Below are 23,225 nucleotides of genomic sequence, written 5' to 3'. Positions count from 1 at the left end.
ATATGAAAAAGCTGATTACCGCTATTGCATTGCTGGCTGCCACGCCAGCCTGGGCCGAGGACAAGATGACCGTCCTGCTGGACTGGTTCATCAACCCCGATCACGGCCCGATCATTGTGGCACAGGAAAATGGCTATTTCGCCGAGCAGGGGCTTGAGGTTGAAATCGTCCCGCCCGCCGATCCTTCCGCCCCGCCGCGTCTGGTGGCAGCAGGTCAAGCTGAACTGGCGGTGTCCTACCAGCCGCAGCTGCACCTGCAAATCCACGAAGGCCTGCCGCTGAAACGCGTGGGCACGCTGGTTGCGACCCCGCTGAACTGCCTGTTGGTGTTGGAAGACGGTCCGATCAAATCTTTGGCCGACCTCAAGGGTAAAAAGATCGGCTTCTCGGTCGCGGGCGTGGAAGAGGCCATTCTGACCGCGATGCTGAACGCCCATGGGGTGGCGCTGGACGATATCGAATTGATCAACGTGAACTTCTCGCTGTCGCCGTCGCTGATGACCGGGCAGGTGGATGCGGTGATCGGTGCGTTCCGCAATTTCGAACTGAACCAAATGGATATCGAAGGTGTCGCGGGCCGCTGCTTTTACATCGAGGAAGAAGGCGTACCGCCCTATGATGAGCTGATCTACGTGGCCAACCCCGAAACCATGGATGCTGACATGATCGCGCGTTTTCTGGCCGCGACCGAGAAAGCTACGCAATATATCGTCAACAACCCGGAAAAAAGCTGGGAGATTTTCGCGGCCACCTCGCCCGAGCTGCAGGATGAGCTGAATGCGCGCGCATGGGTCGACACGCTGCCCCGTTTTGCCTTGCGTCCGGCTGGTTTTGACGCTGGTCGGTACGCACGGTTCGAGGCGTTCCTGAAAGACAGCGGCATGATCGACAGCATCAATCCGGTCAGTGACATCACCATTGATGTGACCGCGCAATGAGCGACTATGGCAAAGCCTTCGCGCTGATGCGTGATGCGGCGCAAGGGCCGTGGCGGGATTATACCCGCCACGCCTTCGTCGAAGGCATGAAGGACGGCACGCTGCCGCGTGAGGCGTTCCTGCACTATCTGCGGCAGGATTACGTGTTCCTGATCCATTTTAGCCGCGCCTGGGCTTTGGCGGTGGTGAAATCGGAAACGCATTCTGAGATGTTGACCGCTGTGGGCACAGTGAACGCTCTGGTCGCCGAAGAAATGCAGCTGCATATCGGCATCTGCGAAGCGGCCGGGATTTCGCAGGAGGAGCTGTTCGCGACCCCCGAGCGGGCCGAGAATCTGGCCTATACGCGGTTCGTGCTAGAGGCCGGGTATAGTGGAGACTTGCTCGACTTGCTGGCGGCCCTTGCGCCTTGCGTGATGGGTTATGGTGAGATCGGCACGCGGCTGGCTGCTGAGGCGACATCCGAGACCTATCGCGATTGGATCAACACCTATGCCGGTGAGGACTACCAAGGCGCATGTCAAGCGGTCGGAGAATTGCTGAATCAGTCTCTAACGCGGCGTATTGGGGCAGATTTCGAAGCCTCACCGCGTTGGGATCGACTGTGTCAGACCTTCCGCACTGCGACCGAGCTTGAGGTCAACTTCTGGCAAATGGGCCTGACCCCGTGACCCAAGCGCCTGATCTGACCATCAGTGGCTCGGCCACAATCGACGGCGCGCCCTTGTTCGCGCCGTTGACCCTGACCCTTGGGGCGGGGCAGTGGACTTGTCTGCTGGGCGGATCGGGTGTGGGGAAAACTACCGTTCTGCGCCTGATCGCGGGGTTGGAAACAGGTGCCGCGTTCAATGGTCAGATCACTGCCGGTGACGCGCAGCCAGTGACAAGCCGCGTCGCCTATATGGCGCAAGACGATCTACTGCTGCCTTGGGCGACGGTGGCGCAGAATGTTTCTCTGGGTGCGCGGCTGCGCGGGGAAAAACCCGACCTGGCCCGCCGGGACCGTTTGATCGAGCGGATGCGATTGCAGGATCATCTGAACAAAAAACCCGGAGAATTGTCTGGCGGTCAGCGTCAGCGCGTGGCCTTGGCGCGCACGTTGATGGAGGATCGTCCCATCGTTTTGTTGGATGAGCCGTTCTCGGCGCTCGACGCCCGCACCCGGGCAGACATGCAGGATCTGGCCGCCGAGGCGCTGGCAGGGCGCACCGTGTTGCTGGTGACGCATGATCCGGCCGAGGCCGCGCGTTTGGGTCAATCTATTGTGGTGATGACCGCGCAGGGGCTGACGCCCTGCGAGCCGCCTTCGGCCCCGGCTCCGCGCCATGTGGATGACCTGGAAACGCTGGAGACGCAGGGCGCGTTGTTGCGGTTGTTGAGAGAGGCTGCATGAAGATCCTGTCCGCCCTTGCCGCAACTGTATTCGCGCTGGCCGTTTGGCAGGCGGTTGTCAGCTTAACGGGCCTGCCGAAATTCATCCTGCCCGGTCCTGCGCTGGTGGCTGAGACATGGTGGCAGAACCGCTGGGTGATTGCCGAACATACATGGATCACGGCGGTTGAGGTGGTGATCGGATTGGCTTTCGGCACAGCTCTCGGCGTGATCACCGCGCTTCAATTGGCCAATTCGCGGGCAGCGCGTGTGTTGGTGCAGCCGATGCTGGTCTTTACACAGGCGCTGCCGGTGTTTGCTCTGGCCCCGTTGCTGACCTTGTGGCTGGGTTATGGGCTGTGGTCCAAGGTCGCGATGGCGGTGCTGATCATCTATTTCCCGATCACCTCATCCTTTTTCGACGGGCTGATGCGCACGCCCCCCGGCTATCTGGACCTTGCACGCACCATGCAGGCCAGCCCGCGTGCAGTGTTGTGGCATATCCGCATTCCGGCGGCGCTGCCCTCGCTGGCGTCGGGGATGCGGCTGGCGGCGGTTTATGCGCCGATCGGGGCCGTTATTGGAGAATGGGTGGGCTCATCCAAGGGCTTGGGCTATCTGATGCTGCTGGCCAATGGGCGCGCCAAGACCGATCTGATGTTTGCCGCGATGCTGACCTTGGGCGTGTTTTCGATTCTGCTGCATCTGATCATCCGCCGCGCCACCGCGCGCATGGCAGGTGAAGCGCGTTAACGGTTTGGAAACCGATTCGGCGTCAGGGTTGGAATATGACCAAGGACGCCTTTGCCGAAGCCCCGATGCTGTTTGAAACGGACGAAGCGCCCGCGCAGCCGCTGCCAAGTGGTCGATTGCCCTCCTATATAAAAGACCATCGCAAGCGGCTGCGCGAAAGGTTCATGTCGGGCGGGTCCGCCGCAATGCCGGATTATGAGCTGTTGGAACTGGTGCTGTTCCGGTCTATCCCCAGGCAGGACGTGAAACCTCTGGCGCGGGCGCTGATGGATACGTTTGGGGATTTCAACCGCGTGCTGACCGCGCCCGAAGAACGGCTGCGTCAGATCAAGGGTGTAGGTGATACAGTCATCACTGATCTGAAAATCCTTGAGGCTTGCGCCCATCGCATGGCCCGCGCGCGGGTGATTCAACGGCACGTGATCTCGGGCTGGGATGCGTTGCTGGACTATTGTCACACCACAATGGCCCACCGTGAGACCGAGCAGTTCCGGGTGTTCTATCTGGATCGTAAAAACGTCCTGATTGCGGATGAGGAACAAGCCAAGGGCACAGTTGATCATGTGCCTGTTTATCCGCGCGAGGTAGCGAAACGGGCGTTGGAACTGAATGCCTCGGCGCTGATTCTTGTGCATAACCATCCGTCGGGCGATCCGACGCCCTCGCAGTCGGATATCGACATGACCAACCGGATTCAGGATGCATGTCTGGCGCTTGGCCTGACTCTGCATGACCATCTGATCATCGGAAAATCAAACGAACTGAGTTTTCGTTCGGAAGGTTACTTGTAAAGGTTACTCGACCCACACTTCGACCCGGCGATTGATTTTGCGACCCCATTCAGTGTCGTCACAGGCCATGGGCATCGCCTCGCCAAAGCCATCAACTTCAAGCGTCACGCTGTCTGCGATTTTTGTTTCAACCGCATCAAGCACCGCGTTTCGGACGGTTTTCGCCCTCAGTTCGGCGATCCGGGCGTTTGCGGCGGCGGCGCCGTCTCCGTCACTGAATCCGACAAAGGTCAGTGTTCGCCCATCAAACGTGCCGGATTCCAAAAGCTGGGCCAGATGGAGCAGGTTCGATCTGGATTGTGCGTCCGGTCGGGAGGAGCCTGCCTCGAACCGAAACGACAAGGACAAACGGGATCGCGGCCGTAATGTTTCGACCATCCGTTGCAATTCGTCCAGACCGACTTCTGAGGCGCCAGATGCCACGGCGTTTGCCAACCGATCACCCTGCGCGCTAAGAGGCAGCAACTCGGGCGATTGATCTACGAAACCGGCATTCCGGATCACATCCTGAGCTTCGGCGCCTTGGATATAGGCCAGAAACTGTCGTCCAATTCGCGGCAACCGACGATTGGGCAGATACAGAAACATCGGCGCGGTCAGAGGGTAATCCTCGGTTTTGATAGATTGGCGCGTGGCTGCCAGCGGATGACCACAGCCACCGGTCAGGGCCAACGCGCGGGCCGCACCGGCCTCGGCCTGGCTGGCGATCCCGATTGCAAACGGATCTTTGGCAACAGCCCGCGCCATTGCAGTGCTGCGTTTGTGTCGGATAACCGTGTCGGCAAGCGTAACGTCTGCGGGTTGCAAAAGCTGTTTTTCAACACCTTGAGTCAAACCTGAGCCAACCTCGGGCATATGAACGGAAATTGGCGCATCGGGACCACCGAGTGCGACCCAGTTGTCGATCTGGCCGGACAGAACCTGAACCAGCTGCCCCAAGGATATCTGTCCCACAGGATTGTCGGTGGCCACGATCGGCACCAGTGCGTCTAATGCAATGACCCGCGCACGCCGACTATGCTGAAGGTCCCCCAGTCCGGCGTCCTGCACGGCCTCTTGTTCCTGGGAAGTGATCTCACGCAGGGCCATCACGATGTCGGTTTCATTTTCAATGAAATCCGAAAACCCGCGGGCTGTAGTACCAGGGTCAAAGTAAAACCGACCAAGCGGTACCTCACGATCAGTTGTTTTCAACTCATAGTAAAATCGGCCAGAGGATTCCCGAATAGGCGCAGCCGACAACCCTTCTTGTCGAGCAAAGCCGATGATCAATTCGGGCAAGATTTTTTCCGCCATGACCGATGCACCGGAAAAGCTCAGCTCGGCGACGAAATCCGTGAGGCTGGGGCAAGCAGGCCCGGCACATGTGACGCCTGAGCCGTCTACGGTCAGCTCTCCGAACTGCGTATCCACGCGATAGAATTCACCATCAAATCCCAACAGGTTACCCACGACCTCGACCTTGCCGTCATGGGAGGTAAGAGAGATATCCTGCGCCGATGCATTCAGGGTATATATCGCCGAAAACAGTGCGGCCACCGCCACACGATAGAAAGTCATCAAAAGCCCGAGCCTGCCTGCGTTTTATTTGGCCGCGATTGTCAGGTCTTCGAGCAGATTATTCAACACCAGAAACTCGCCAGACTGGCCGCAATCAGGCAGAGTCAGCGACAAATCGCGTGACTGCAGACGACGGTTGCCGCGTAACTCCAGCGATTGCAGGGCCAGTTCCTGACCGCAATTCTCGGCAGTCACTTCGGCCTCGACGGACAGGGCAATCGAACCGGATTGGGCGGATTGGCCAGCCGGGTAGGAATACACCTGAATGTTTTTGGCATCGCCTATCCCGGTGTGCCCCAGATGTACGACTTTGCCGATTCCCTGGGTTTCAGGATCGGCTGAGACATGCCCCTTGCCGCCATAGCTGGCACCGAATTCCAGAGCATGAATCTGAAGATCGGTCTGCCCGGTCCATTGTAGGGCGACCCGGTTGTAATGCGCGATTTCTGGAATATGAGTCGTGGCAACCGTTCCTTGTTGATCCTCTGTCGAGATCAGAAAGATCGCGTATTCCGATAAGGCTGGAACAGTTAGGTCTGTCTTGCCGTTCTTGTCAGTCTTTTGGGTGACAGTCAGACCCCTGTGGTGGATATCGATGCGCGAATTGCTGTGGCAGGGGGCAATGACGCTTAGATGTGCGGCGGCACCGGGAACGGCAACTGCGCGTGCGCTGATGGCACAATCGCTGTTGTCCGCGATCGATTGCGCGGTCGTGACAACGTGTCGTTGAGAGTGCGGTTCGCTTGCGTCATTACCGGAAGGAGCCGAGGAGGTCAGAACGATATGCTCAAGCCAGGTTATCCCGACACTCTGATACGAGGCCGAGTTTGCTGCGACCTGCGTGCCTTGCGGCTGCGCAGGTGTTCCATTCTGCATTAAGTAACCAATGGCGAGGGCGCATGCGACTGTTCCCCCGGTGGTCACGTAGTTCTTGATTACAAACAAAACACCCTCCCCAGTTGAAGGAGCGAGTCGGATGTTTAAGCCGAAACACGGCCAATATGTGGCCGTGGCGCGGACTCATTGTGACTGAACCCGGTTAAATCAGGTCAGTCTGCCGTGGCAGTGTTTGAACTTTTTACCCGATCCGCAGGGGCAGCGGTCATTGCGTGACGGGTTACCCCATGTGTTGGGATCGTTTTCATCAAATCCGGGGAGCGGATCGCCTGAGGCTTCGGCCTCGGCCACTGCTTCGGCCTGTTCGGTTGCTTGGTCGACAGCTTGCTGAGCCTGCGCCTGTTGCGCCTGCATCTGAGCCAGCATCTCGCGCTGCTCTTCTTCGGTCAGCGGGCGCACGCGTGACAATTGTTGCGTCACGGTTTCGCGAAGACTGTCCAACATGCTTTCGAACAGCTGGAAGCTCTCGTTCTTGTATTCGTTCAGCGGATCACGCTGGGCATAGCCTCGGAACCCAACGACCGAGCGCAGATGTTCCAGTGTCAGCAGGTGCTCGCGCCATTTGCCGTCGATGGTGTTCAGCAGAACCTGCTTTTCGATGTTGCGCATGTTTTCGGGGCCAAAGGCGGCGGCCTTTTGCGCCATCATCTCATCGGCGGCATTGACCAGACGCTCGCGCACCTGTTCGTCGTCCACGCCTTCCTCGGCGGCCCAGTCCTGAACCGGCGCGTCGATGGTCAGCTTGTCCTTGATCGCCTCATGCAGACCGTCGGTGTCCCACTGATCGGCATAGGTTTTGGGCGGCATGTATTCGTCGATCAGGTCGTCGATTACCTGTTCGCGCATGTCCGAGACGATCTCGGAGAGGTCATCCGCAGACATGATCTCGCGTCGTTGGCTGAACACCACTTTCCGTTGGTCGTTCATCACGTCGTCAAACTTCAGGACGTTCTTGCGCATGTCAAAGTTGCGACCTTCGACCTTGGATTGCGCGCGCTCCAGCGATTTGTTGACCCAGGGGTGGACGATGGCCTCACCCTCTTTCATGCCCAGAGTGGTCAACACCTTGTCCAGCCGTTCCGAGCCAAAGATGCGCATCAGGTCGTCTTCGAGGCTTAGGTAGAACACGGTACGGCCCGGATCGCCCTGACGGCCCGACCGGCCGCGCAGCTGGTTGTCGATGCGGCGGCTTTCGTGGCGTTCGGACGCCATCACGTAAAGGCCACCGGCGGCCAGTACCTTTTCTTTTTCCTCAGCGTGGCGCGCCTCTTCGGCTGCACGCAGTTCGGCCGGGTCGGCCTCGGGGTTTTCGGCCAGGGCCTGCAAAACCTTCATCTCGACATTCCCGCCCAACTGGATGTCGGTTCCGCGACCGGCCATGTTGGTGGCGATGGTCACTGCACCCAGACGGCCCGCATCGGCGACGATCTGCGCCTCTTGTTCATGCTGGCGGGCGTTCAGAACGTTATGTTCGATGCCTTCTTTCTGCAGCATCTGGCTGAGAAGTTCGGATTTCTCGATCGAGGTAGTGCCCAGAAGAACTGGTTGCCCCTTCTCCTGCGCCTCTTTCGTCTGCTCGATCATGGCGCCGTATTTTTCCATCGCGGTGCGATAGACCTGATCATCTTCATCCACGCGGGCAATCGGCTTGTTGGTCGGCACTTCGACCACGCCCAGACCATAGATTTCTTGGAATTCTTCGGCCTCGGTCAGGGCGGTGCCGGTCATGCCGCCAAGCTTGTCATACAGGCGGAAATAGTTCTGGAAGGTCACGCTGGCCAGCGTCACGTTCTCGGGCTGGATCGGAACGCCTTCCTTGGCTTCGATGGCCTGATGCAAACCCTCGGACAGGCGGCGGCCCGCCATCATACGGCCGGTAAACTCGTCGATCAGGACCACGTTATTGTCACGAACAATATAATCCTTGTCGCGCTGAAACAGCTTATGCGCGCGCAGTCCCTGGTTCACATGGTGCACCACGGTCGTGCTTTCGGGATCATAAAGCGAATGGCCTTCGGGGATCAGCCCGTTGGCGATCAGTTGCTGTTCCAGAAACTCATTGCCCTCATCGGTGAAGGTCACGTTTCGCGATTTTTCGTCCAGCGTGAAATGATCATCGGCCAGCGAAGGGATCAGCGCGTCAATCGCGGTATACAGATCAGATCGGTCCTGCGACGGCCCTGAGATAATCAGCGGTGTCCGCGCTTCGTCGATCAGGATCGAGTCGACTTCGTCCACAATCGCGAAGTTGTGGTATTTCTGGTAGATCTCGGCAAGGTCCGATTTCATGTTGTCGCGCAGATAGTCAAAGCCCAACTCGTTGTTGGTGGCATAGGTGATATCGCACCCATAAGCGGCTTTTTTATCGGCGTCAGGTTGCCCCGACCAGATCACGCCGGTTGTCATGCCAACCGCGGCGAACACCTTGCCCATCCATTCCGAGTCGCGCTTGGCCAGGTATTCGTTCACCGTGACCACATGCACGCCCTTGCCGGTCAGTGCGTTCAGATAGGCTGGGAAAGTGGCGACCAGGGTTTTGCCCTCACCCGTCTTCATTTCCGAGATATTGCCTTGATGCAGGAAGGTGCCGCCCATCAACTGCACGTCAAACGCCCGCAGACCCAGCGCGCGCTTCGCGCCCTCGCGCACATTGGCAAAGGCTTCGGGCAGCAAATCGTCCAGGCTTTCACCGTCCAGCGCGCGTTTGCGCAGTTCGGCGGTCTTTTCGATCAGACCTTCATCGGTGAGCTTTTCGAACTCGGGCTCCAGTGCATTGATCTTTTCGATCAGGGGGCGGGTCGCCTTGATCTTGCGGTCGTTCGGTGTTCCGAACACCTTTTTGGCGAGCGTTCCGAGTCCCAGCATGTTCACTCCAGCGGATCTGTTCTTGTCTTGGTTGCGACAGGCTTGCCCACCTTGCGCGCAACCCATAGATACGGGGGGTGAAAGGCGGCCCTGTCCAAGGCTTCAAAGCGATGTAAGCGGCAGGTTCCACAGTGTCAACGCTGCGCCCCGTCGTGGCAAAGAAATAGGATGATTCCATGCCCAAAGGCCTCACTTTTCTGCCATCGCTGGCTCTGACTGCCGTGCTGGCCCTGCCGCTGGCCGCCGAAACCAAGCCTGACGCCAGCACCGTGGTCGCCCGCGTGAACGGAGATGAGATCACCTTGGGTCACGTTATCGCCACTGTTGCGACCCTTCCGGCGAACTATCAGCAGATTGAAGACGACGTCTTGTATGACTTCATCATCGAACAGTTGATCCAGCAGCAGCTATTGGGTCAGCAACAGGACGAGCTGACCAAGCTGAACGCATTGGCGCTGGCGAATGAAACCCGCTCGTTGCTGGCCGTTCAGACTGTGAACGCTTTGATCGGCGATCTGGTCACCGACGAGGCGATTCAGTCCGCCTACGACGCGCGGTTCGCCGAGTTCGAAGGTGAAGATGAGTTCAACGCCAGCCATATACTTGTCGAAACCGAAGAAGAAGCCAACGAGATCAAGTCGCAACTGGATGACGGTGCGGATTTCGCGGAACTCGCCAAAGAAAAATCGACCGGTCCCTCTGGCCCGAATGGGGGCGAGCTGGGTTGGTTCGGAAAAGGACGAATGGTTCCGGAATTCGAGACAGCCGTCATAGGATTGGACAAAGAACAAGTTTCTGATCCGGTGCAGACTCAGTTCGGTTGGCACGTGATCATCCTGAACGACAAACGCAAAACCGAGGCACCCGAGTTGGACGCTGTGCGGGAAGAACTGGCTCAGACCTTGCAGAACGAAGCGATTCAGGCCCGCATTGATGAGCTGACGCAAAGCGCTCAGATCGACCGCCCTGAAATCGAGGGCATGACGCCCGGTATCGTTCGTCAGCTGGACCTGATTCAGGAGTAAACCCGGTGGCCACGATTACCAAAGTGTCCCCGCTGGCTCCGGCGGCATTTCCCGATCTGCCCGCGATTGACGGCGTGCGCTTTGCCACCGTTGAGGCTGGCGTGCGCTACCAGGGCCGCACCGATGTGATGCTGGCGGTGCTGGACCCCGGCACCTCGGTAGCGGGTGTGTTTACGCGATCCGCTACCCGCGCCGCTCCAGTGCTGGATTGTCAGGACAAGATCGGTGGGGCCAGCGATGGCCCGGCGGCCATTCTTGTGAACTCGGGCAATGCCAATGCGTTCACCGGGCATTACGGTCAGACCTCGGTGGCCGAAGTGACGCAGGCCGTGTCCAAAGCCACCGGCGTCACGGTCGAGCGGGTCTTTACATCGTCCACCGGCGTGATCGGCGAACCGCTGCCCCATGATCGTATCGTATCGCAGCTTGAGACGCTTAAGGCCGGTCTCAGCCGTCACGCGATCGAGGACGCAGCGCGGGCGATCATGACCACCGATACCTTCCCCAAAGGGGCGTCGGCGCAGGTCGAGATTGATGGTAAAACAGTCTCAATTGCGGGGATTGCCAAGGGTTCCGGTATGATCGCGCCGGATATGGCGACGATGCTGGTTTATATCTTCACCGATGCGCAGGTCGAACAATCGGCGCTGCAGTCCATGCTGGGCGCGCAGACGGATCGTACGTTTAACTGCATCACGGTGGACAGCGATACCTCGACCTCGGATGGTTTGCTGCTGTGCGCCACCGGGGCCTCGGGCGTGGATGCTACTGGCAACGCAGCCTTCGCGCAGGCGCTTGAAACGGTGATGCTGGACCTTGCGCAGCAGGTGGTGCGCGACGGTGAAGGGGCCACGAAATTCGTAGAAATTCGTGTGACAGGCGCGGCCTCGGACGCGGACGCCAAGGTGCATGGGCTGGCGATTGCAAACTCACCACTGGTGAAAACGGCGATTGCGGGCGAAGACCCGAACTGGGGTCGTGTGGTCATGGCCATTGGCAAATCCGGAGCGGCTGCGGATCGCGACCTGCTGAGTATTTCTTTCGGCGATATTCTGGTGGCCGAGAAAGGCTGGGTCAGCCCCGATTACCGGGAGGAAGACGCGGCCGCCTATATGAAAGGTCAGGATCTGGTGATCGCGGTTGATCTGGGACTGGGTGAGGGCGCATCGACCGTTTGGACCTGCGACCTGACCCACGGCTATATCGAAATCAACGCGGATTATCGCTCGTGAAGACTGTATTAGTGTCTGCTGTCGCCCTGATCGACGTCGAAGGCCGGGTGTTGCTGGCGCAGCGCCCGGAGGGGAAGTCCATGGCCGGTCTGTGGGAATTCCCCGGCGGCAAGGTCGAACCCGGCGAAACCCCCGAGGTCGCCCTGATCCGCGAGCTGGAGGAAGAACTGGGCATCAACACCTGGGCCTCCTGCCTCGCACCGCTGACCTTTGCCAGCCACAGCTATGACGATTTCCACCTGTTGATGCCGCTGTTCGCTTGCCGGAAATGGGAGGGGATACCACAATCAAAAGAAGGTCAGGCGCTGAAATGGGTCCGCGCTAATGATCTGCGGAACTATCCTATGCCCGCAGCGGATGTGCCGTTGATCCCGATTCTGCGGGATTGGTTGTAGTGTCGCGGCAGGGCGCATGCCCCCTGTGGCCAAAAGAGAGCACGCGGTGGCCGGAATTGCGTGATCTGTGACCTGTGCCCCTGTTCCGAAAGTTTTAGGCCCAGCCGAGCTGTTTCAAGGAATGCGCATCATTCCATATCTTGGTCATGTGTTTGATTTTGTCACCGTCAAACTCAATGGCATAGACGTATTCCGCGGCCAGAGTTTTTCCCGTAGCAGGCACTGGGCCATCCACGGAATGAGTTCCATGGAACACGGCAAATATGCTTGCAATTCCACGCTCTTCATCAACAGAAAATGATTTGAGCTCATAATGACCATCCGGGATCGGAGTCAGCAGGTTTTTCATCCAGTCTGCGTAACCTTCCAGGGAAGTGACGTCGGCCAATGCGTCGGCTTGTGCTGAAAACGTCGCGCCCTCATGGCAATAGTTTTTGCAGGCGTCCCAGCCTTTGCCTGTATCGCAGGCCTCAAAGAATTCTCTTGCGGCTTTTTGGATAGACATGTGTTTTCCCCCTACGAAACTGTGGCCAACCGTGTTGGCCATCAACTGAAGCAGTAAGAAACAGGGTACGCTGAAATAGCTCATTATCAAAATGCGCAGAAATATCGTGGCGTGGTGACGACATTGTGACTGATGTGCTCCGGCGATCCATCCAATCCATCAGCCTTCCACCACTGTTACAATTCGTAAGGATTGAGAAAACATCAGGCAAAACTTGACGCTGATCGTTCTCATGTCTCTTAATCGGGGCATTGGCGTCCGGGCACCAACCCGGACCCGCCAGTTCCGGCCCGGGGAGGGGTCGGATGGGGAGGAGAAAAAGATTGGCTCAGATGCAGTCGGGCGCGGAGGGGATGGTATCTCTTCCGGCGCTGTTACATCGCAATGCGACGCAGTTCGGGGATGCCCCGGCCTACCGGGAAAAGGAATTCGGCATCTGGCAATGCTGGTCCTGGGCCGAGGCCGCCGCTGAAATCCGCAAGCTGGCGTTGGGGTTTCTGGAAATCGGCGTTGAGAAGGGCGACCATATCGCCGTCATAGGCCGCAACCGCCCGGCGCATTACTGGTCGATGGTCGCCGCGCAGATGGTGGGGGCGGTGCCGGTGCCGCTGTATCAGGACTCGGTCGCGGAAGAGATGGCCTATGTTCTGGAACACTGTGGTGCGAAGTTCGTCGTCTGTGGCGATCAGGAGCAGGTCGACAAGGTCATCGAGATTCAGCAGGGGCTGCATCAGGTCAAGCATATCCTCTACACCGACAAGCGGGGGATGCGGAAATACGACCACTCCCAAATGAACGCTTTGGACGACATCATGGCCGAGGGCAGCGCCGGTCACGCGCGGTTCGATGCAGAACTGGACAAACGTATCGCGGCGATCACCTACGACGATACTTGCGTGATGCTCTATACCTCGGGCACGACGGGAAAGCCCAAGGGTGTGGTTCTGTCGAACCGCAACGTTATCGAAAGCGCCAAGAACTCGGCCGAGTTCGACCATCTGACCCGCAACGAAGATATTCTGTCCTACCTGCCGATGGCTTGGGTGGGCGATTTCATCTTCTCGATCGGTCAGGCCTATTGGTGCGGGTTCTGCGTGAACTGCCCTGAAAGCGCCGACACAATGATGACCGACCTGCGCGAGATAGGCCCGACCTATTTCTTTGCCCCGCCGCGCGTGTTTGAGACGCAGCTGACCAACGTGATGATCCGGATGGAGGATGCGGGCAAGCTGAAGAAGCGCATGTTCCGTCACTTCATGGATCACGCCAAGAAGGTGGGCGGTCTGTTGCTGGATGGCAAGCCGGTTGGGTTTGGCGACAAGGTGAAATACGCGCTGGGCAATATGCTTGTTTACGGACCGCTCAAAGATACTCTGGGCTATGGCCGGTTCCGCGTCGGCTATACGGCGGGTGAGGCGATTGGGCCTGAGATTTTTGATTTCTACCGCTCGCTGGGTATCAATCTGAAGCAGCTATATGGTCAGACCGAGGCTACCGTTTTCATCACTGTGCAGCCTGATGGCGAGGTGCGCGCGGATACGGTTGGTGTGCCCGCGCCGGATGTCGAGTTGAAGATCGACGACAAGGGCGAGATTCACTATCGCTCGCCGGGTGTGTTTGTCGAGTATTACAATAACCCGGACTCTACCGCCTCGACCAAGGATGCCGAGGGTTGGGTGGCTACAGGTGATGCAGGGTTCATCGAGGAAGGGTCCGGCCATCTGCGGATCATCGACCGTGCCAAGGACGTGGGCAAAATGGCCGACGGGTCGATGTTTGCTCCGAAATATGTCGAGAACAAGCTGAAGTTTTATCCCGATATTCTAGAAGTCGTGCTGTTTGGTAATGGCAAGGATCGCTGCGTGGCCTTTATCAATATTGACCTGACGGCGGTTGGAAACTGGGCTGAGCGCAACAATGTGGCTTATGGGTCCTATCAGGAACTGACCAGTCATCCCCGCGTGTTAGAGACGATCAAGTCGCATGTGGAAGAGGTCAACAAGTCGGTTGCGGCAGATGAGATGCTGTCGGGCTGCCAGGTGCATCGCTTTGTGGTTCTGCACAAGGAACTGGATGCGGATGATGGTGAGATGACCCGGACTCGTAAAGTGCGGCGCGGTTTTGTGGAAGAGAAATTTCACGACATCATTGATGCGCTTTATGACGGTTCATCTAGCGTTTCGACTACGACTGAAGTGACCTATGAGGACGGGCGGAAGGGGTCGATCTCGGCCACGCTGGAAATCGTCGACGCGCCGGTTGTTGCTGCGGCTTCGCACAAGGTTGCGGCGGAATGAGGGCCGTTCGAGCGCCGCTCGACCTTGCGGTCATCGCCCCGCCCGCCGTCCCGTTTTTTCGCAGCTCAGGGAGGATCTGATGCTGGATAGTTCCGAAGGATATGTCACCGAAGACGGCCGCAAGATCGGTGGTGTGGTGATGGAGATGAAGAACATCACCCTGCGTTTTGGCGGTGTGGTTGCAATCAAGGATATCTCGTTCGACATTCGCGAGGGTGAGATCCGGGCCATCATCGGACCGAACGGTGCGGGTAAGTCCTCGATGCTGAACGTGATTTCCGGGTTCTATGTGCCGCAGGAAGGTGAGGTTTGGTTTCACGGATCAAAACGCCCGCAGATGCGACCCTTTGAGGTGGCGCAGCAGGGGATTGCACGGACGTTCCAGAATATCGCTCTGTTCGAGGGGATGAGCGTTTTGGATAACGTCATGACAGGGCGTTTGGGCTTCATGAAGACGAATATTATCCAACAGGCCTTGTGGAAGGGTAAAGCCGAGGCGGAAGAGACGGAAAACCGCGAGGCGGTCGAAAAGATCATCGATTTCTTGGAAATCCAGCACATCCGCAAAACACCTGTGTCTCGCCTGCCCTACGGGCTGAAGAAACGGGTCGAACTGGCGCGAGCCTTGGCGGCGGAGCCAAAGCTGCTGCTGCTGGATGAGCCGATGGCGGGCATGAATGTGGAGGAAAAAGAGGACATGAGCCGCTTTATCCTGGATGTGAATGATGAGTTCGGCACCACAATCGCGCTGATCGAACACGACATGGGCGTTGTGATGGACCTGAGCGACCGCGTGGTGGTGATGGACTATGGCCGCAAGATCGGTGACGGCACACCCGATGAGGTGCGCAACAATCAGGAAGTCATCGACGCCTATCTGGGGGTGAGCCATGACTAAACATCTGACAGACATGAGAGGGGGCGGACATGCCTGATCAGTTGGTATTCGCGATGGAGGTCATCCTGAATGGCCTGATGGCCGGGGTCCTATATGCTTTGGTCGCGCTGGGCTTTGTGCTGATCTACAAGGCCTCGGGGATTTTTAACTATGCACAAGGGGTTATGGCGCTGTTTGCGGCGATGACTCTGGTGGGGATCATGAAAGGTCAGGTGCCGTTTGCGCATCTGATCAACGCCACCTTCGGCACGCATATCCACTATTTTGGCTGGAACGTGCCTGCGCTGCTGGCGATTATTCTGACCATGGCGGTGATGGTTCTGCTGGCTTGGGCGGTACAGCGCTTTGTGATGCGTCATCTGGTGGGGCAGGAGCCGATCATTCTGTTCATGGCAACGATTGGTCTGGCCTATCTGCTTGAGGGTGTTGCAGACCTGATGTGGGGGTCCGAAATCAAGACGCTGGACGTGGGCCTTCCGCAAGGCATCAACCTTTGGATCGACGAGAGCACGTTCAACATCTTTGGCTACGGCTTCTTCATCGACAATCTGGACATTGTTGCAACAGTGATAGCGGCATTGCTGGTGGCGGCGCTGGTGGCGTTCAGCCAGTACACCAAACAAGGGCGTGCGATGCGCGCGGTGGCCGATGATCATCAGGCTGCGCTGTCAGTCGGGATCTCGTTGAACTTCATCTGGGTGATGGTCTGGTCAGTGGCCGGTTTTGTGGCCCTTGTCGCGGGCATTATGTGGGGCACGAAATCGGGCGTTCAATTCTCGCTGAGCCTGATCGCGCTCAAGGCGCTGCCGGTTCTGATGTTGGGCGGCTTCACCTCGATCCCCGGCGCTATTGTCGGTGGCCTTATCATTGGTGTGGGCGAAAAACTGTTTGAGTTTGCCATCGGTCCGATGGTGGGCGGGGCGACTGAGAACTGGTTTGCCTATGTACTGGCGCTGATCTTCCTGGTTTTCCGGCCGCAGGGTCTGTTCGGCGAAAAGATCATCGAGAGGGTGTAGGGCATGACCAAACTGATCGCCATCACCAATGTCATTGCCTGGGCCGGGTTCTGGGCGTTTGGATATATCGCTCTGACGTCGGACGACCTGTCGGACGGGCAAGTGACAATCGCAGCCATTCTGGCTTTTGCCGGTCTGGTCATGGGTGTTCTGGCCTATTTGAAACTTGTGCGCGCGTCCGAAGCGAGCGGCTACGCCAAGGGATCGAACCAACTGGATGCTGCGGCCCGGAACCGGGCGCAGGAACAATGGGGAAAGTAAGACATGTTCTATCGTGAAGCAGGGGACTTCAAAGTCTCTTACGTGGATGACAGCCAGACCTTCCCGATCAAGTTCGACCGGTATCGGTACTATGTGGTGCTGGCGGTGGCATTTGGGATCATCCCGTTCATCATCAACGACTACTGGGCGAACGCTTTGCTTTTGCCTTTCCTGATCTACGCGATTGCAGCGATCGGGTTGAATATCCTTGTGGGTTATTGCGGTCAGGTCTCGTTGGGGACAGGCGGATTCATGGCTGTGGGGGCCTACGCTTGCTATAAGCTGATGACGGCCTTCCCTGATGTCAGCATGTTTATCCATGTTATCCTTGCAGGTGGCATTACCGCGCTGGTGGGTGTTTTGTTTGGTTTGCCAAGCCTTAGGATCAAGGGCTTCTATCTGGCCGTGGCGACACTGGCGGCGCAATTCTTCCTGGTTTGGCTGTTTAACCGCGTGCCGTGGTTCTACAACTACTCAGCCTCGGGTCAGATCAACGCGCCTGAACGGGAAGTATTTGGTATCATCATCACAGGTCCGAATGCACCAGCCTGGGCCACCTACCTGTTTTGCCTGATCTTCCTGACAGTCTGTGCCGTGATTGCCCGCAACCTGACGCGCGGAACGACCGGGCGAAAATGGATGGCGATCCGCGATATGGACATCGCTGCAGAGATCATCGGCGTTAACCCCCTGCGGGCAAAGTTGACGGCCTTTGCCGTCAGTTCGTTCTTTGTGGGCGTCTCGGGTGCGCTGTTCTTTGCGGTCTATCTGGGCGCGGTCGAGGTCGGCGAAGTGTTTGGCATCCAGAAGTCGTTCCTGGTGCTGTTCATGATCATTATCGGCGGGCTGGGCTCGATCTTCGGGTCTTTCGCGGGGGCTGCGTTCCTTGTTCTGCTGCCAGTCGTGCTGAAGGTCGTCGGTGCGGACATGCTGGGTTGGCCCACCGATATCGTGGCGCATTTGAATCTCGTCATCGTCGGCGGACTGATCATCATGTTCCTGATCCTTGAACCACATGGTCTGGCGCAACTGTGGCGCGTGGCGAAAGAAAAGCTGAGACTCTGGCCATTCCCGCACTAGCGGGTCGGCCCAATCACATAACGGGTGGTACACGCCCGAGCTCACCATCGGACAAACCAAGGGAGGAGACACCCGATGAAATTGAAACTGGCAACCATGGCGCTGGGCGCTGTAATGGCGGCAGGTCCGGTTATGGCCGACCTCGTCTTTCCGTCGCTTAGTTATCGTACGGGGCCATATGCGGCGGGCGGTATCCCGTTTGCGGATGGCTATGCCGACTATTTCACACTGCTGAATGAACGCGATGGCGGGATCGGAGGAGTTCCGACCAGGGTGATCGAATGCGAAACCGGCTATAACACTGAAAAAGGTGTGGAATGCTATGAATCGACCAAGGGCGAAGGCTCGTTGGTGTATCAGCCGCTTTCGACCGGCATTACCTATCAGCTGATCCCCAAGACCACCGCAGATGGCATTCCGATGCACACGATGGGTTATGGGCGTACTTCGGCCAAGAACGGTGACGTGTTCAGCCATACCTTCAACTATCCTGCGAACTACTGGGATGGGGCCTCGGGTGCGATCAACTATCTGTTGGAGTCGAACAACGGCGACCTCAGCGGTAAGAAAATCGCGCTGGTCTATCACAACTCGGCCTACGGCAAGGAGCCGATCCGCACACTCGAAGAGCTGTCGGCAAAGCATGGCTTTGAGCTCGTTGCGCTGCCCGTTGATCACCCAGGTCAGGAGCAGAAATCCCAATGGCTGCAAATTCGCCGCGATCGTCCCGACTTCGTCCTGATGTGGGGCTGGGGTGTGATGAACCAGGTCGCTGTTCAGGAAGCTGCCAACATCCGCTACCCGATGGAAAACTTCATCGGTATCTGGTGGTCGGGTTCCGAGAATGACGTGCTGCCTGCGGGTGAAGCCGCCAACGGCTACAAGGCACTGACCTTCCACAACGTGGGCACCGATTTCCCGGTCTTTGACGACCTGCAGAAATATGTGGTCGACGCCGGTAAGGCTGCCGGTGCGGGCGATCAGGTAGGTACGGTTCTGTATAACCGCGGTCTCTATGCCGCCATGTTGGCTGCCGAAGCTGCCAAGAAAGCGCAGGAAATCCACGGCACCGACGACATCACCCCTGCGATGATGCGCGATGGTATGGAAGCGCTGGAAATCACCGAAGCCAAGATGACCGAACTGGGTCTGCCCAACTTTGGTCCAGCCTTCTCGGTCTCGTGCGAAAACCACGGCGGGGACGCTTTGGTTGGCGTGACCCAATGGGACGCGGCCAGCAAGACCTGGAGCTTGATTTCAGAGTTCAAGGCCACCGATGGCGACGTGATCGGCCCGCTGATCAACGAAGACTCGAGCGCTTATGCGACCGAGAATAAAATCGACGGACGTTGCTGATCCGATCTTCTGAAAAACGGGGTGGCGCATTGACGCCGCCCCGACCCCAACACAAGCCTGAGGACACGCACTGATGCTGGATGCGGCTCAAAACACCGAAGTGCAGGCTGAAACCCTGCTTGAGGTCAACAATATCGAGGTGATCTACAACCACGTGATCCTCGTTTTGAAGGGCGTCAGCCTGACCGTGCCCAAGGGCGGGATAACCGCTTTGCTGGGTGGCAATGGGGCGGGCAAGACGACAACGCTCAAGGCGGTTTCGAACCTGCTGCATTCGGAACGGGGCGAGGTCACGAAAGGGACGATCAAGTATCGCGGGACCAGCGTGCATGAAAGCGATCCGGCGGATTTGGTTGAAAAGGGCGTCATCCAGGTTATGGAAGGCCGCCATTGTTTCGAACACCTGACGGTCGAGGAGAACCTGCTGACCGGTGCCTATACCCGCAAGGATGGCGCGGCAGCGATTCAGAAAGACCTTGAGCTTGTCTATTCCTATTTCCCGCGGCTGGCCGAACGCCGCAAATCCCAAGCCGGATATACCTCGGGTGGTGAGCAACAGATGGTCGCCATGGGGCGCGCATTGATGTCGCGGCCCGAGACGATCCTGTTGGACGAGCCTTCGATGGGTCTGGCGCCGCAGCTGGTCGAAGAGATTTTTGGCATCGTGAAAGACCTGAACGAGAAAGAGGGTGTGTCCTTCCTGTTGGCCGAACAGAACACCAACGTAGCGCTGCGGTTTGCGCATTACGGCTACATCTTGGAATCGGGTCGTGTGGTGATGGATGGTCCAGCGGCGGAGCTGCGCGAAAACCCGGACGTGAAGGAATTCTACCTCGGTATGTCTGATGAGGGCCGCAAAAGCTTCCGCGATGTGCGGTCCTATCGCCGCCGCAAGAGGTGGCTGTAAGCGGATGGAGGATCTGGCGATGACCTATTTCGACGCACTCGAAACCCGATCAGCCGATAAACGCGCAGCGGATCAGTCCGAAGCGCTGCAAAAACAACTTGTGCGGGCTCTGTCTGCGCCGGGTTTCCAAACGCATCTGGCGGATGTGGAGACAGATGGTGTCGCATCGGTTGAGGACTTGCCCAAACTACCGGTTCTGCGCAAATCAGACTTGGCGCGGGCACAGGCTGCACGTCCTCCGTTTGGAGGGTTCACCGTCAAACCCGCACGGCATTTCCACCATGTGTTTCAATCTCCGGGCCCGATCTACGAACCGGGCAGCACCGATCCCGACTGGTGGCGCATGGGCCGATTCCTGCACGCTGCTGGTGTGGGGCCGGGCGATATCGTTCAGAATTGCTTTGGCTATCACCTGACGCCCGCGGGTATGATCTTTGAAAGCGGCGCGCGCGCGGTCGGGGCAGCTGTTCTGCCCGCAGGCACCGGCCAGACCGAATTGCAAGTGACTGCTGCCCGCGATGTGGGCTGCACTGCCTATGCCGGGACGCCGGATTACCTGAAGGTCATACTGGACAAGGCGGATGAGATGGGCGTCCAGCTTCATTTCACCACCGCCGTTGTAGGGGGCGGGGCCTTGTTCCCGTCACTGCGGCAAGAATACGCGGATCGTGGAATCTCGTGCCTGCAATGCTATGCGACCGCCGATCTGGGTAACATCGCCTACGAAAGCCCCGCCATGGAGGGGATGATCATCGACGAACATGTCATTGTCGAGATCGTGACCCCCGGCACCGGTACCCCGGTGGCAGAGGGTGAAGTGGGTGAGGTCGTTGTGACCTCATTGAACCCCGACTATCCGCTGATCCGTTTCGCGACAGGCGATCTATCGGCGATCATGCCCGGCCAGTCATCTTGCGGGCGCACCAATGCACGGATCAAGGGCTGGATGGGCCGCGCCGATCAGACCACCAAGATCAAGGGTATGTTTGTACGCCCCGAACAGGTGGCCGCGCTGGTCGATAAACATGCCGAGATCGTCAAAGCCCGCGTCATTGCCGCCCGACAGGGTGAGATGGACATGATGACTGTTCAGATCGAAAGCCCCGGTGGCGATGACATGGCCTACGCTAAATCGGTTGTCGAGCTGCTGAAACTGAAGGGCGCGATCGAGGTCGTCGCGCCGGGATCGCTGCCCAAGGACGGGTTGGTGATCGAGGATCAGCGCGTTTACGAATGACGCCAAGCAGGTCTGCGGCAGTATGTGCCGCAGATTTGTATCCCTGCCCACTGGTGTTTCTGACCGTTTTGGTCGATTAAAGACGAAACCTGCGCCTTAGCCAGTAACAAGCCGGGATCATGGCCGACGTCGAATTCTCAGAACACGGAACGCGCAATCGGGGCGCGTTGGGCACCCGGTTGGTGGCGACCGTGGCCTGTCTGGTGGCGGCGGCCTGTCTGCTTCCTATGCTGGCCGTCGTTCTGGCGGCGGTGACAGGCGGTACGGACACGATCTCTCACCTAATGGAAACGGTCTTGCCGGGCTATGCGCTGACCACTGCGGTGCTGGTTGTTTTGGTGGCGATAGGGACGTTTTCCATTGGTGTCGGTGCGGCGTGGCTGGTGACGATGACCCGTTTTCCCGGCGTGAGGTTTCTGGAAATCGCGCTGGTGCTGCCGCTGGCCTTTCCGGCCTATGTTCTGGCCTATGCCTATACGTTCATTCTGGACCACCCAGGTATCGTTCAGACCACCCTGCGCGACATAACCGGCTGGGGTCCGCGTGATTATTGGTTCCCCGAGATCCGCTCGACCGAGGGTGCAGCGGCAATGCTGATCCTCGTGCTTTATCCTTATGTCTATCTGCTGGCCCGCGCGGCATTTCTGCAGCAAAGCGCCAGTGCGTTTCTGGCTGCGCGCGCGCTGGGCAAAAGCCCGTGGCTGGCCTTCTGGCACGTTTCGTTGCCAATGGCGCGCCCGGCGATTGCCGGGGGTGTGTTGCTGGCCATCATGGAGACCATCGCCGATTTCGGCACCGTCGCCTATTTCGGCGTGCAGACCTTTGCCACCGGGATCTACACCAGCTGGTTTTCCATCGGAGATCGTGCTGCCGCCGCGCAACTCGCGTTGTGCCTTCTGGGTTTTGCACTGCTGATGGCCGTGGCTGAACGGATGCAACGCGGCAAAGCGAAATATTACCAGGCGGGCAAGAGCCACGCATCGCTGCCCTCGGCCCAACTGAAAGGATGGCAGGCGGCGGCGGCGTTTACGCTATGCGCCATTCCGGTACTGTTGGGCTTTTTGCTGCCGGTATTCATTCTGGTTCAGATGGGGATGGAATCAGAGCAGAACCTGCTGTCGCGGCGCTATATCGGCTTCATCCAGAACTCGCTGACTTTGGCGGGGACGGCTGCAGTCGTCACAGTTTTTGCTGCGATCTGTGTCGGGTTCTTTCAGCGTCTGCGCCCTGGTCGGGTATCCTCGGGCGCTGGCTATATGGCGCGGCTGGGCTATGCGGTGCCGGGCGGAGTTATCGCCGTCGGCTTGATCGTGCCCTTTGCAAGTTTCGACAATGCTCTGGACGCGTGGATGCGGCAGACCTTCGATATCTCGACCGGGTTGCTTGTAACCGGCTCGATCTGGCTGCTGGTTGCGGCCTATATGGTCCGGTTCCTGGCCGCTGCGCTCAGCGCTTATGAGGGCGGTCAAAGCACGGTACACGCCAATATGGACGCGGCCTCTCGGTCCTTGGGACAAAGCCCGCTGGGCACGCTGCGCCGCGTGCACCTGCCGATTCTGACACCATCGCTGCTGACCGCGCTGCTGATCGTGTTTGTGGACGTGATGAAAGAGCTGCCCGCGACCCTGATCATGCGCCCGTTCAACTTTGACACACTGGCGGTGCAAGCCTATCGGCTGGCCTCGGACGAACGGCTTGAGGGGGCTGCGGTGCCGTCGCTGGTTATTCTGGCTGTGGGGCTGTTGCCGGTTATTCTGATCTGCCGGCAAGTGGGGCGCAGACGCTAGGTCGCTTCAAAATTACCACACCTTGCGTTGGGTGGGCTTGATTCAGACGCGTTT

General features: G+C 58.3%; 21 protein-coding genes. 17 read left to right on the top strand and 4 right to left on the bottom strand.

Translation table 11 applies throughout. The features are described from left to right. Positions 1-2 precede the first annotated feature (2 nt). The 5 genes from GOW48_RS17580 to radC are packed head-to-tail and all read left to right on the top strand — an operon-like array spanning position 3 to position 3,853. On the top strand, positions 3-938 hold the full coding sequence (locus tag GOW48_RS17580) for an ABC transporter substrate-binding protein (protein WP_170724647.1): 936 nt from the start codon (positions 3-5) through the stop codon (positions 936-938). Then, positions 935-1,609, top strand: coding sequence for a thiaminase II (tenA, locus tag GOW48_RS17575; RefSeq protein ID WP_170755472.1), 675 nt, complete (start codon positions 935-937; stop codon positions 1,607-1,609). Before GOW48_RS17580 ends, tenA begins: the two co-directional genes overlap by 4 nt. Continuing rightward, the gene (locus GOW48_RS17570) at positions 1,606-2,331 is read left to right on the top strand and encodes an ABC transporter ATP-binding protein (protein WP_170755471.1); all 726 of its coding nucleotides are present in this window, start codon (positions 1,606-1,608) and stop codon (positions 2,329-2,331) included. Before tenA ends, GOW48_RS17570 begins: the two co-directional genes overlap by 4 nt. Continuing rightward, entirely contained in the window at positions 2,328-3,062 is a 735-nt protein-coding gene (locus GOW48_RS17565) for an ABC transporter permease (RefSeq protein WP_170755470.1), read from the top strand. The genes GOW48_RS17570 and GOW48_RS17565 overlap by 4 nt, the downstream gene beginning before the upstream one ends. Before the next feature lie 35 nt (positions 3,063-3,097). Next, on the top strand, positions 3,098-3,853 hold the full coding sequence (gene radC, locus GOW48_RS17560; RefSeq protein WP_170755469.1) for a RadC family protein: 756 nt from the start codon (positions 3,098-3,100) through the stop codon (positions 3,851-3,853). Positions 3,854-3,856: 3 nt separating this feature from the next. Here the strand turns inward: radC and GOW48_RS17555 are convergent, their stop codons facing one another. From GOW48_RS17555 to secA, 3 genes are all read right to left on the bottom strand, one after another. Continuing rightward, positions 3,857-5,413, bottom strand: coding sequence for a substrate-binding domain-containing protein (locus GOW48_RS17555; protein ID WP_170755468.1), 1,557 nt, complete (start codon positions 5,411-5,413; stop codon positions 3,857-3,859). 24 nt (positions 5,414-5,437) lie between these two features. Further along, positions 5,438-6,358: a hypothetical protein gene (locus GOW48_RS17550; protein ID WP_174821936.1), complete on the bottom strand. Its 921-nt coding sequence runs from the start codon at positions 6,356-6,358 to the stop codon at positions 5,438-5,440. Positions 6,359-6,457: 99 nt separating this feature from the next. Further along, positions 6,458-9,175, bottom strand: a complete 2,718-nt coding sequence (secA, locus tag GOW48_RS17545; RefSeq protein ID WP_170755467.1) for a preprotein translocase subunit SecA — start codon at positions 9,173-9,175, stop codon at positions 6,458-6,460. A gap of 176 nt (positions 9,176-9,351) precedes the next feature. On the opposite strand from secA, the gene GOW48_RS17540 reads away from it, so the two are divergent. From GOW48_RS17540 to mutT, 3 genes are read left to right on the top strand one after another with little or no spacing between them, the layout of a single operon-like run. Continuing rightward, positions 9,352-10,200 carry a peptidylprolyl isomerase gene (locus tag GOW48_RS17540; protein WP_170755466.1) on the top strand — a complete coding sequence of 283 codons (849 nt, stop codon included), beginning with the start codon at positions 9,352-9,354 and terminating at the stop codon, positions 10,198-10,200. A gap of 5 nt (positions 10,201-10,205) precedes the next feature. Further along, the gene (gene argJ / locus GOW48_RS17535) at positions 10,206-11,432 is read left to right on the top strand and encodes a bifunctional glutamate N-acetyltransferase/amino-acid acetyltransferase ArgJ (RefSeq protein WP_170755465.1); all 1,227 of its coding nucleotides are present in this window, start codon (positions 10,206-10,208) and stop codon (positions 11,430-11,432) included. Next, positions 11,429-11,827, top strand: coding sequence for an 8-oxo-dGTP diphosphatase MutT (gene mutT, locus GOW48_RS17530; protein WP_170755464.1), 399 nt, complete (start codon positions 11,429-11,431; stop codon positions 11,825-11,827). The genes argJ and mutT overlap by 4 nt, the downstream gene beginning before the upstream one ends. Before the next feature lie 94 nt (positions 11,828-11,921). On the opposite strand, the gene GOW48_RS17525 is transcribed toward mutT, so the two are convergent. Continuing rightward, a complete protein-coding gene (locus tag GOW48_RS17525) occupies positions 11,922-12,332 on the bottom strand; it encodes an ester cyclase (protein ID WP_170755567.1) in 411 nt (136 codons plus the stop codon). 353 nt (positions 12,333-12,685) lie between these two features. Between GOW48_RS17525 and GOW48_RS17520 the strand changes: the two genes are divergently transcribed. The 9 genes from GOW48_RS17520 to GOW48_RS17480 all read left to right on the top strand — a co-directional run bounded on the left by GOW48_RS17520 (position 12,686) and on the right by GOW48_RS17480 (position 23,171). Beyond that, complete coding sequence (locus GOW48_RS17520; RefSeq protein ID WP_170755566.1) at positions 12,686-14,629, top strand: AMP-binding protein; 1,944 nt, start codon at positions 12,686-12,688, stop codon at positions 14,627-14,629. A 79-nt stretch (positions 14,630-14,708) separates the two neighbouring features. Next, complete coding sequence (locus GOW48_RS17515; RefSeq protein ID WP_170355671.1) at positions 14,709-15,527, top strand: ABC transporter ATP-binding protein; 819 nt, start codon at positions 14,709-14,711, stop codon at positions 15,525-15,527. Positions 15,528-15,556: 29 nt separating this feature from the next. After that, positions 15,557-16,543: a branched-chain amino acid ABC transporter permease gene (locus GOW48_RS17510; RefSeq protein WP_170755463.1), complete on the top strand. Its 987-nt coding sequence runs from the start codon at positions 15,557-15,559 to the stop codon at positions 16,541-16,543. Between the two features lie 3 nt (positions 16,544-16,546). Then, on the top strand, positions 16,547-16,804 hold the full coding sequence (locus tag GOW48_RS17505; protein ID WP_170355673.1) for a hypothetical protein: 258 nt from the start codon (positions 16,547-16,549) through the stop codon (positions 16,802-16,804). A gap of 3 nt (positions 16,805-16,807) precedes the next feature. Further along, positions 16,808-17,884, top strand: a complete 1,077-nt coding sequence (locus GOW48_RS17500) for a branched-chain amino acid ABC transporter permease (protein WP_170355674.1) — start codon at positions 16,808-16,810, stop codon at positions 17,882-17,884. 75 nt (positions 17,885-17,959) lie between these two features. Further along, a complete protein-coding gene (locus GOW48_RS17495; RefSeq protein WP_170355675.1) occupies positions 17,960-19,240 on the top strand; it encodes an ABC transporter substrate-binding protein in 1,281 nt (426 codons plus the stop codon). A 73-nt stretch (positions 19,241-19,313) separates the two neighbouring features. Next, positions 19,314-20,147 (top strand): ABC transporter ATP-binding protein, encoded by an 834-nt coding sequence (locus GOW48_RS17490; protein ID WP_170755462.1) that lies wholly within the window; start codon positions 19,314-19,316, stop codon positions 20,145-20,147. Positions 20,148-20,166: 19 nt separating this feature from the next. Beyond that, the gene (locus tag GOW48_RS17485; RefSeq protein WP_170755461.1) at positions 20,167-21,384 is read left to right on the top strand and encodes a phenylacetate--CoA ligase family protein; all 1,218 of its coding nucleotides are present in this window, start codon (positions 20,167-20,169) and stop codon (positions 21,382-21,384) included. 119 nt (positions 21,385-21,503) lie between these two features. Beyond that, complete coding sequence (locus tag GOW48_RS17480) at positions 21,504-23,171, top strand: ABC transporter permease (protein WP_170355677.1); 1,668 nt, start codon at positions 21,504-21,506, stop codon at positions 23,169-23,171. The last annotated feature ends 54 nt before the right edge of the window (positions 23,172-23,225 follow it).

Origin of the sequence: Ruegeria lacuscaerulensis (assembly GCF_013033355.1) — a bacterium.
In the GTDB taxonomy this organism is placed as follows: domain Bacteria; phylum Pseudomonadota; class Alphaproteobacteria; order Rhodobacterales; family Rhodobacteraceae; genus Ruegeria; species Ruegeria lacuscaerulensis_A.
The sequence above is the reverse complement of the archived record's forward strand: the minus strand, read 5'-3'. Positions and strand labels throughout refer to the sequence as shown.

What these genes read in the sequence shown, in the direction of transcription:
- GOW48_RS17520 (WP_170755566.1), top strand. Translation starts at nt 12,686, where the DNA reads ATGGTATCTCTTCCGGCGCTGTTACATCGCAATGCGACGCAGTTCGGG.
- GOW48_RS17485 (WP_170755461.1), top strand. Translation starts at nt 20,167, where the DNA reads ATGACCTATTTCGACGCACTCGAAACCCGATCAGCCGATAAACGCGCA.
- radC (WP_170755469.1), top strand. Translation starts at nt 3,098, where the DNA reads ATGACCAAGGACGCCTTTGCCGAAGCCCCGATGCTGTTTGAAACGGAC.
- tenA (WP_170755472.1), top strand. Translation starts at nt 935, where the DNA reads ATGAGCGACTATGGCAAAGCCTTCGCGCTGATGCGTGATGCGGCGCAA.
- GOW48_RS17505 (WP_170355673.1), top strand. Translation starts at nt 16,547, where the DNA reads ATGACCAAACTGATCGCCATCACCAATGTCATTGCCTGGGCCGGGTTC.
- GOW48_RS17480 (WP_170355677.1), top strand. Translation starts at nt 21,504, where the DNA reads ATGGCCGACGTCGAATTCTCAGAACACGGAACGCGCAATCGGGGCGCG.
- GOW48_RS17525 (WP_170755567.1), bottom strand. Translation starts at nt 12,332, where the DNA reads ATGTCTATCCAAAAAGCCGCAAGAGAATTCTTTGAGGCCTGCGATACA.
- GOW48_RS17515 (WP_170355671.1), top strand. Translation starts at nt 14,709, where the DNA reads ATGCTGGATAGTTCCGAAGGATATGTCACCGAAGACGGCCGCAAGATC.
- GOW48_RS17580 (WP_170724647.1), top strand. Translation starts at nt 3, where the DNA reads ATGAAAAAGCTGATTACCGCTATTGCATTGCTGGCTGCCACGCCAGCC.
- GOW48_RS17490 (WP_170755462.1), top strand. Translation starts at nt 19,314, where the DNA reads ATGCTGGATGCGGCTCAAAACACCGAAGTGCAGGCTGAAACCCTGCTT.
- GOW48_RS17510 (WP_170755463.1), top strand. Translation starts at nt 15,557, where the DNA reads ATGCCTGATCAGTTGGTATTCGCGATGGAGGTCATCCTGAATGGCCTG.
- secA (WP_170755467.1), bottom strand. Translation starts at nt 9,175, where the DNA reads ATGCTGGGACTCGGAACGCTCGCCAAAAAGGTGTTCGGAACACCGAAC.
- GOW48_RS17495 (WP_170355675.1), top strand. Translation starts at nt 17,960, where the DNA reads ATGAAATTGAAACTGGCAACCATGGCGCTGGGCGCTGTAATGGCGGCA.
- GOW48_RS17500 (WP_170355674.1), top strand. Translation starts at nt 16,808, where the DNA reads ATGTTCTATCGTGAAGCAGGGGACTTCAAAGTCTCTTACGTGGATGAC.
- GOW48_RS17540 (WP_170755466.1), top strand. Translation starts at nt 9,352, where the DNA reads ATGCCCAAAGGCCTCACTTTTCTGCCATCGCTGGCTCTGACTGCCGTG.
- GOW48_RS17565 (WP_170755470.1), top strand. Translation starts at nt 2,328, where the DNA reads ATGAAGATCCTGTCCGCCCTTGCCGCAACTGTATTCGCGCTGGCCGTT.
- GOW48_RS17555 (WP_170755468.1), bottom strand. Translation starts at nt 5,413, where the DNA reads ATGACTTTCTATCGTGTGGCGGTGGCCGCACTGTTTTCGGCGATATAT.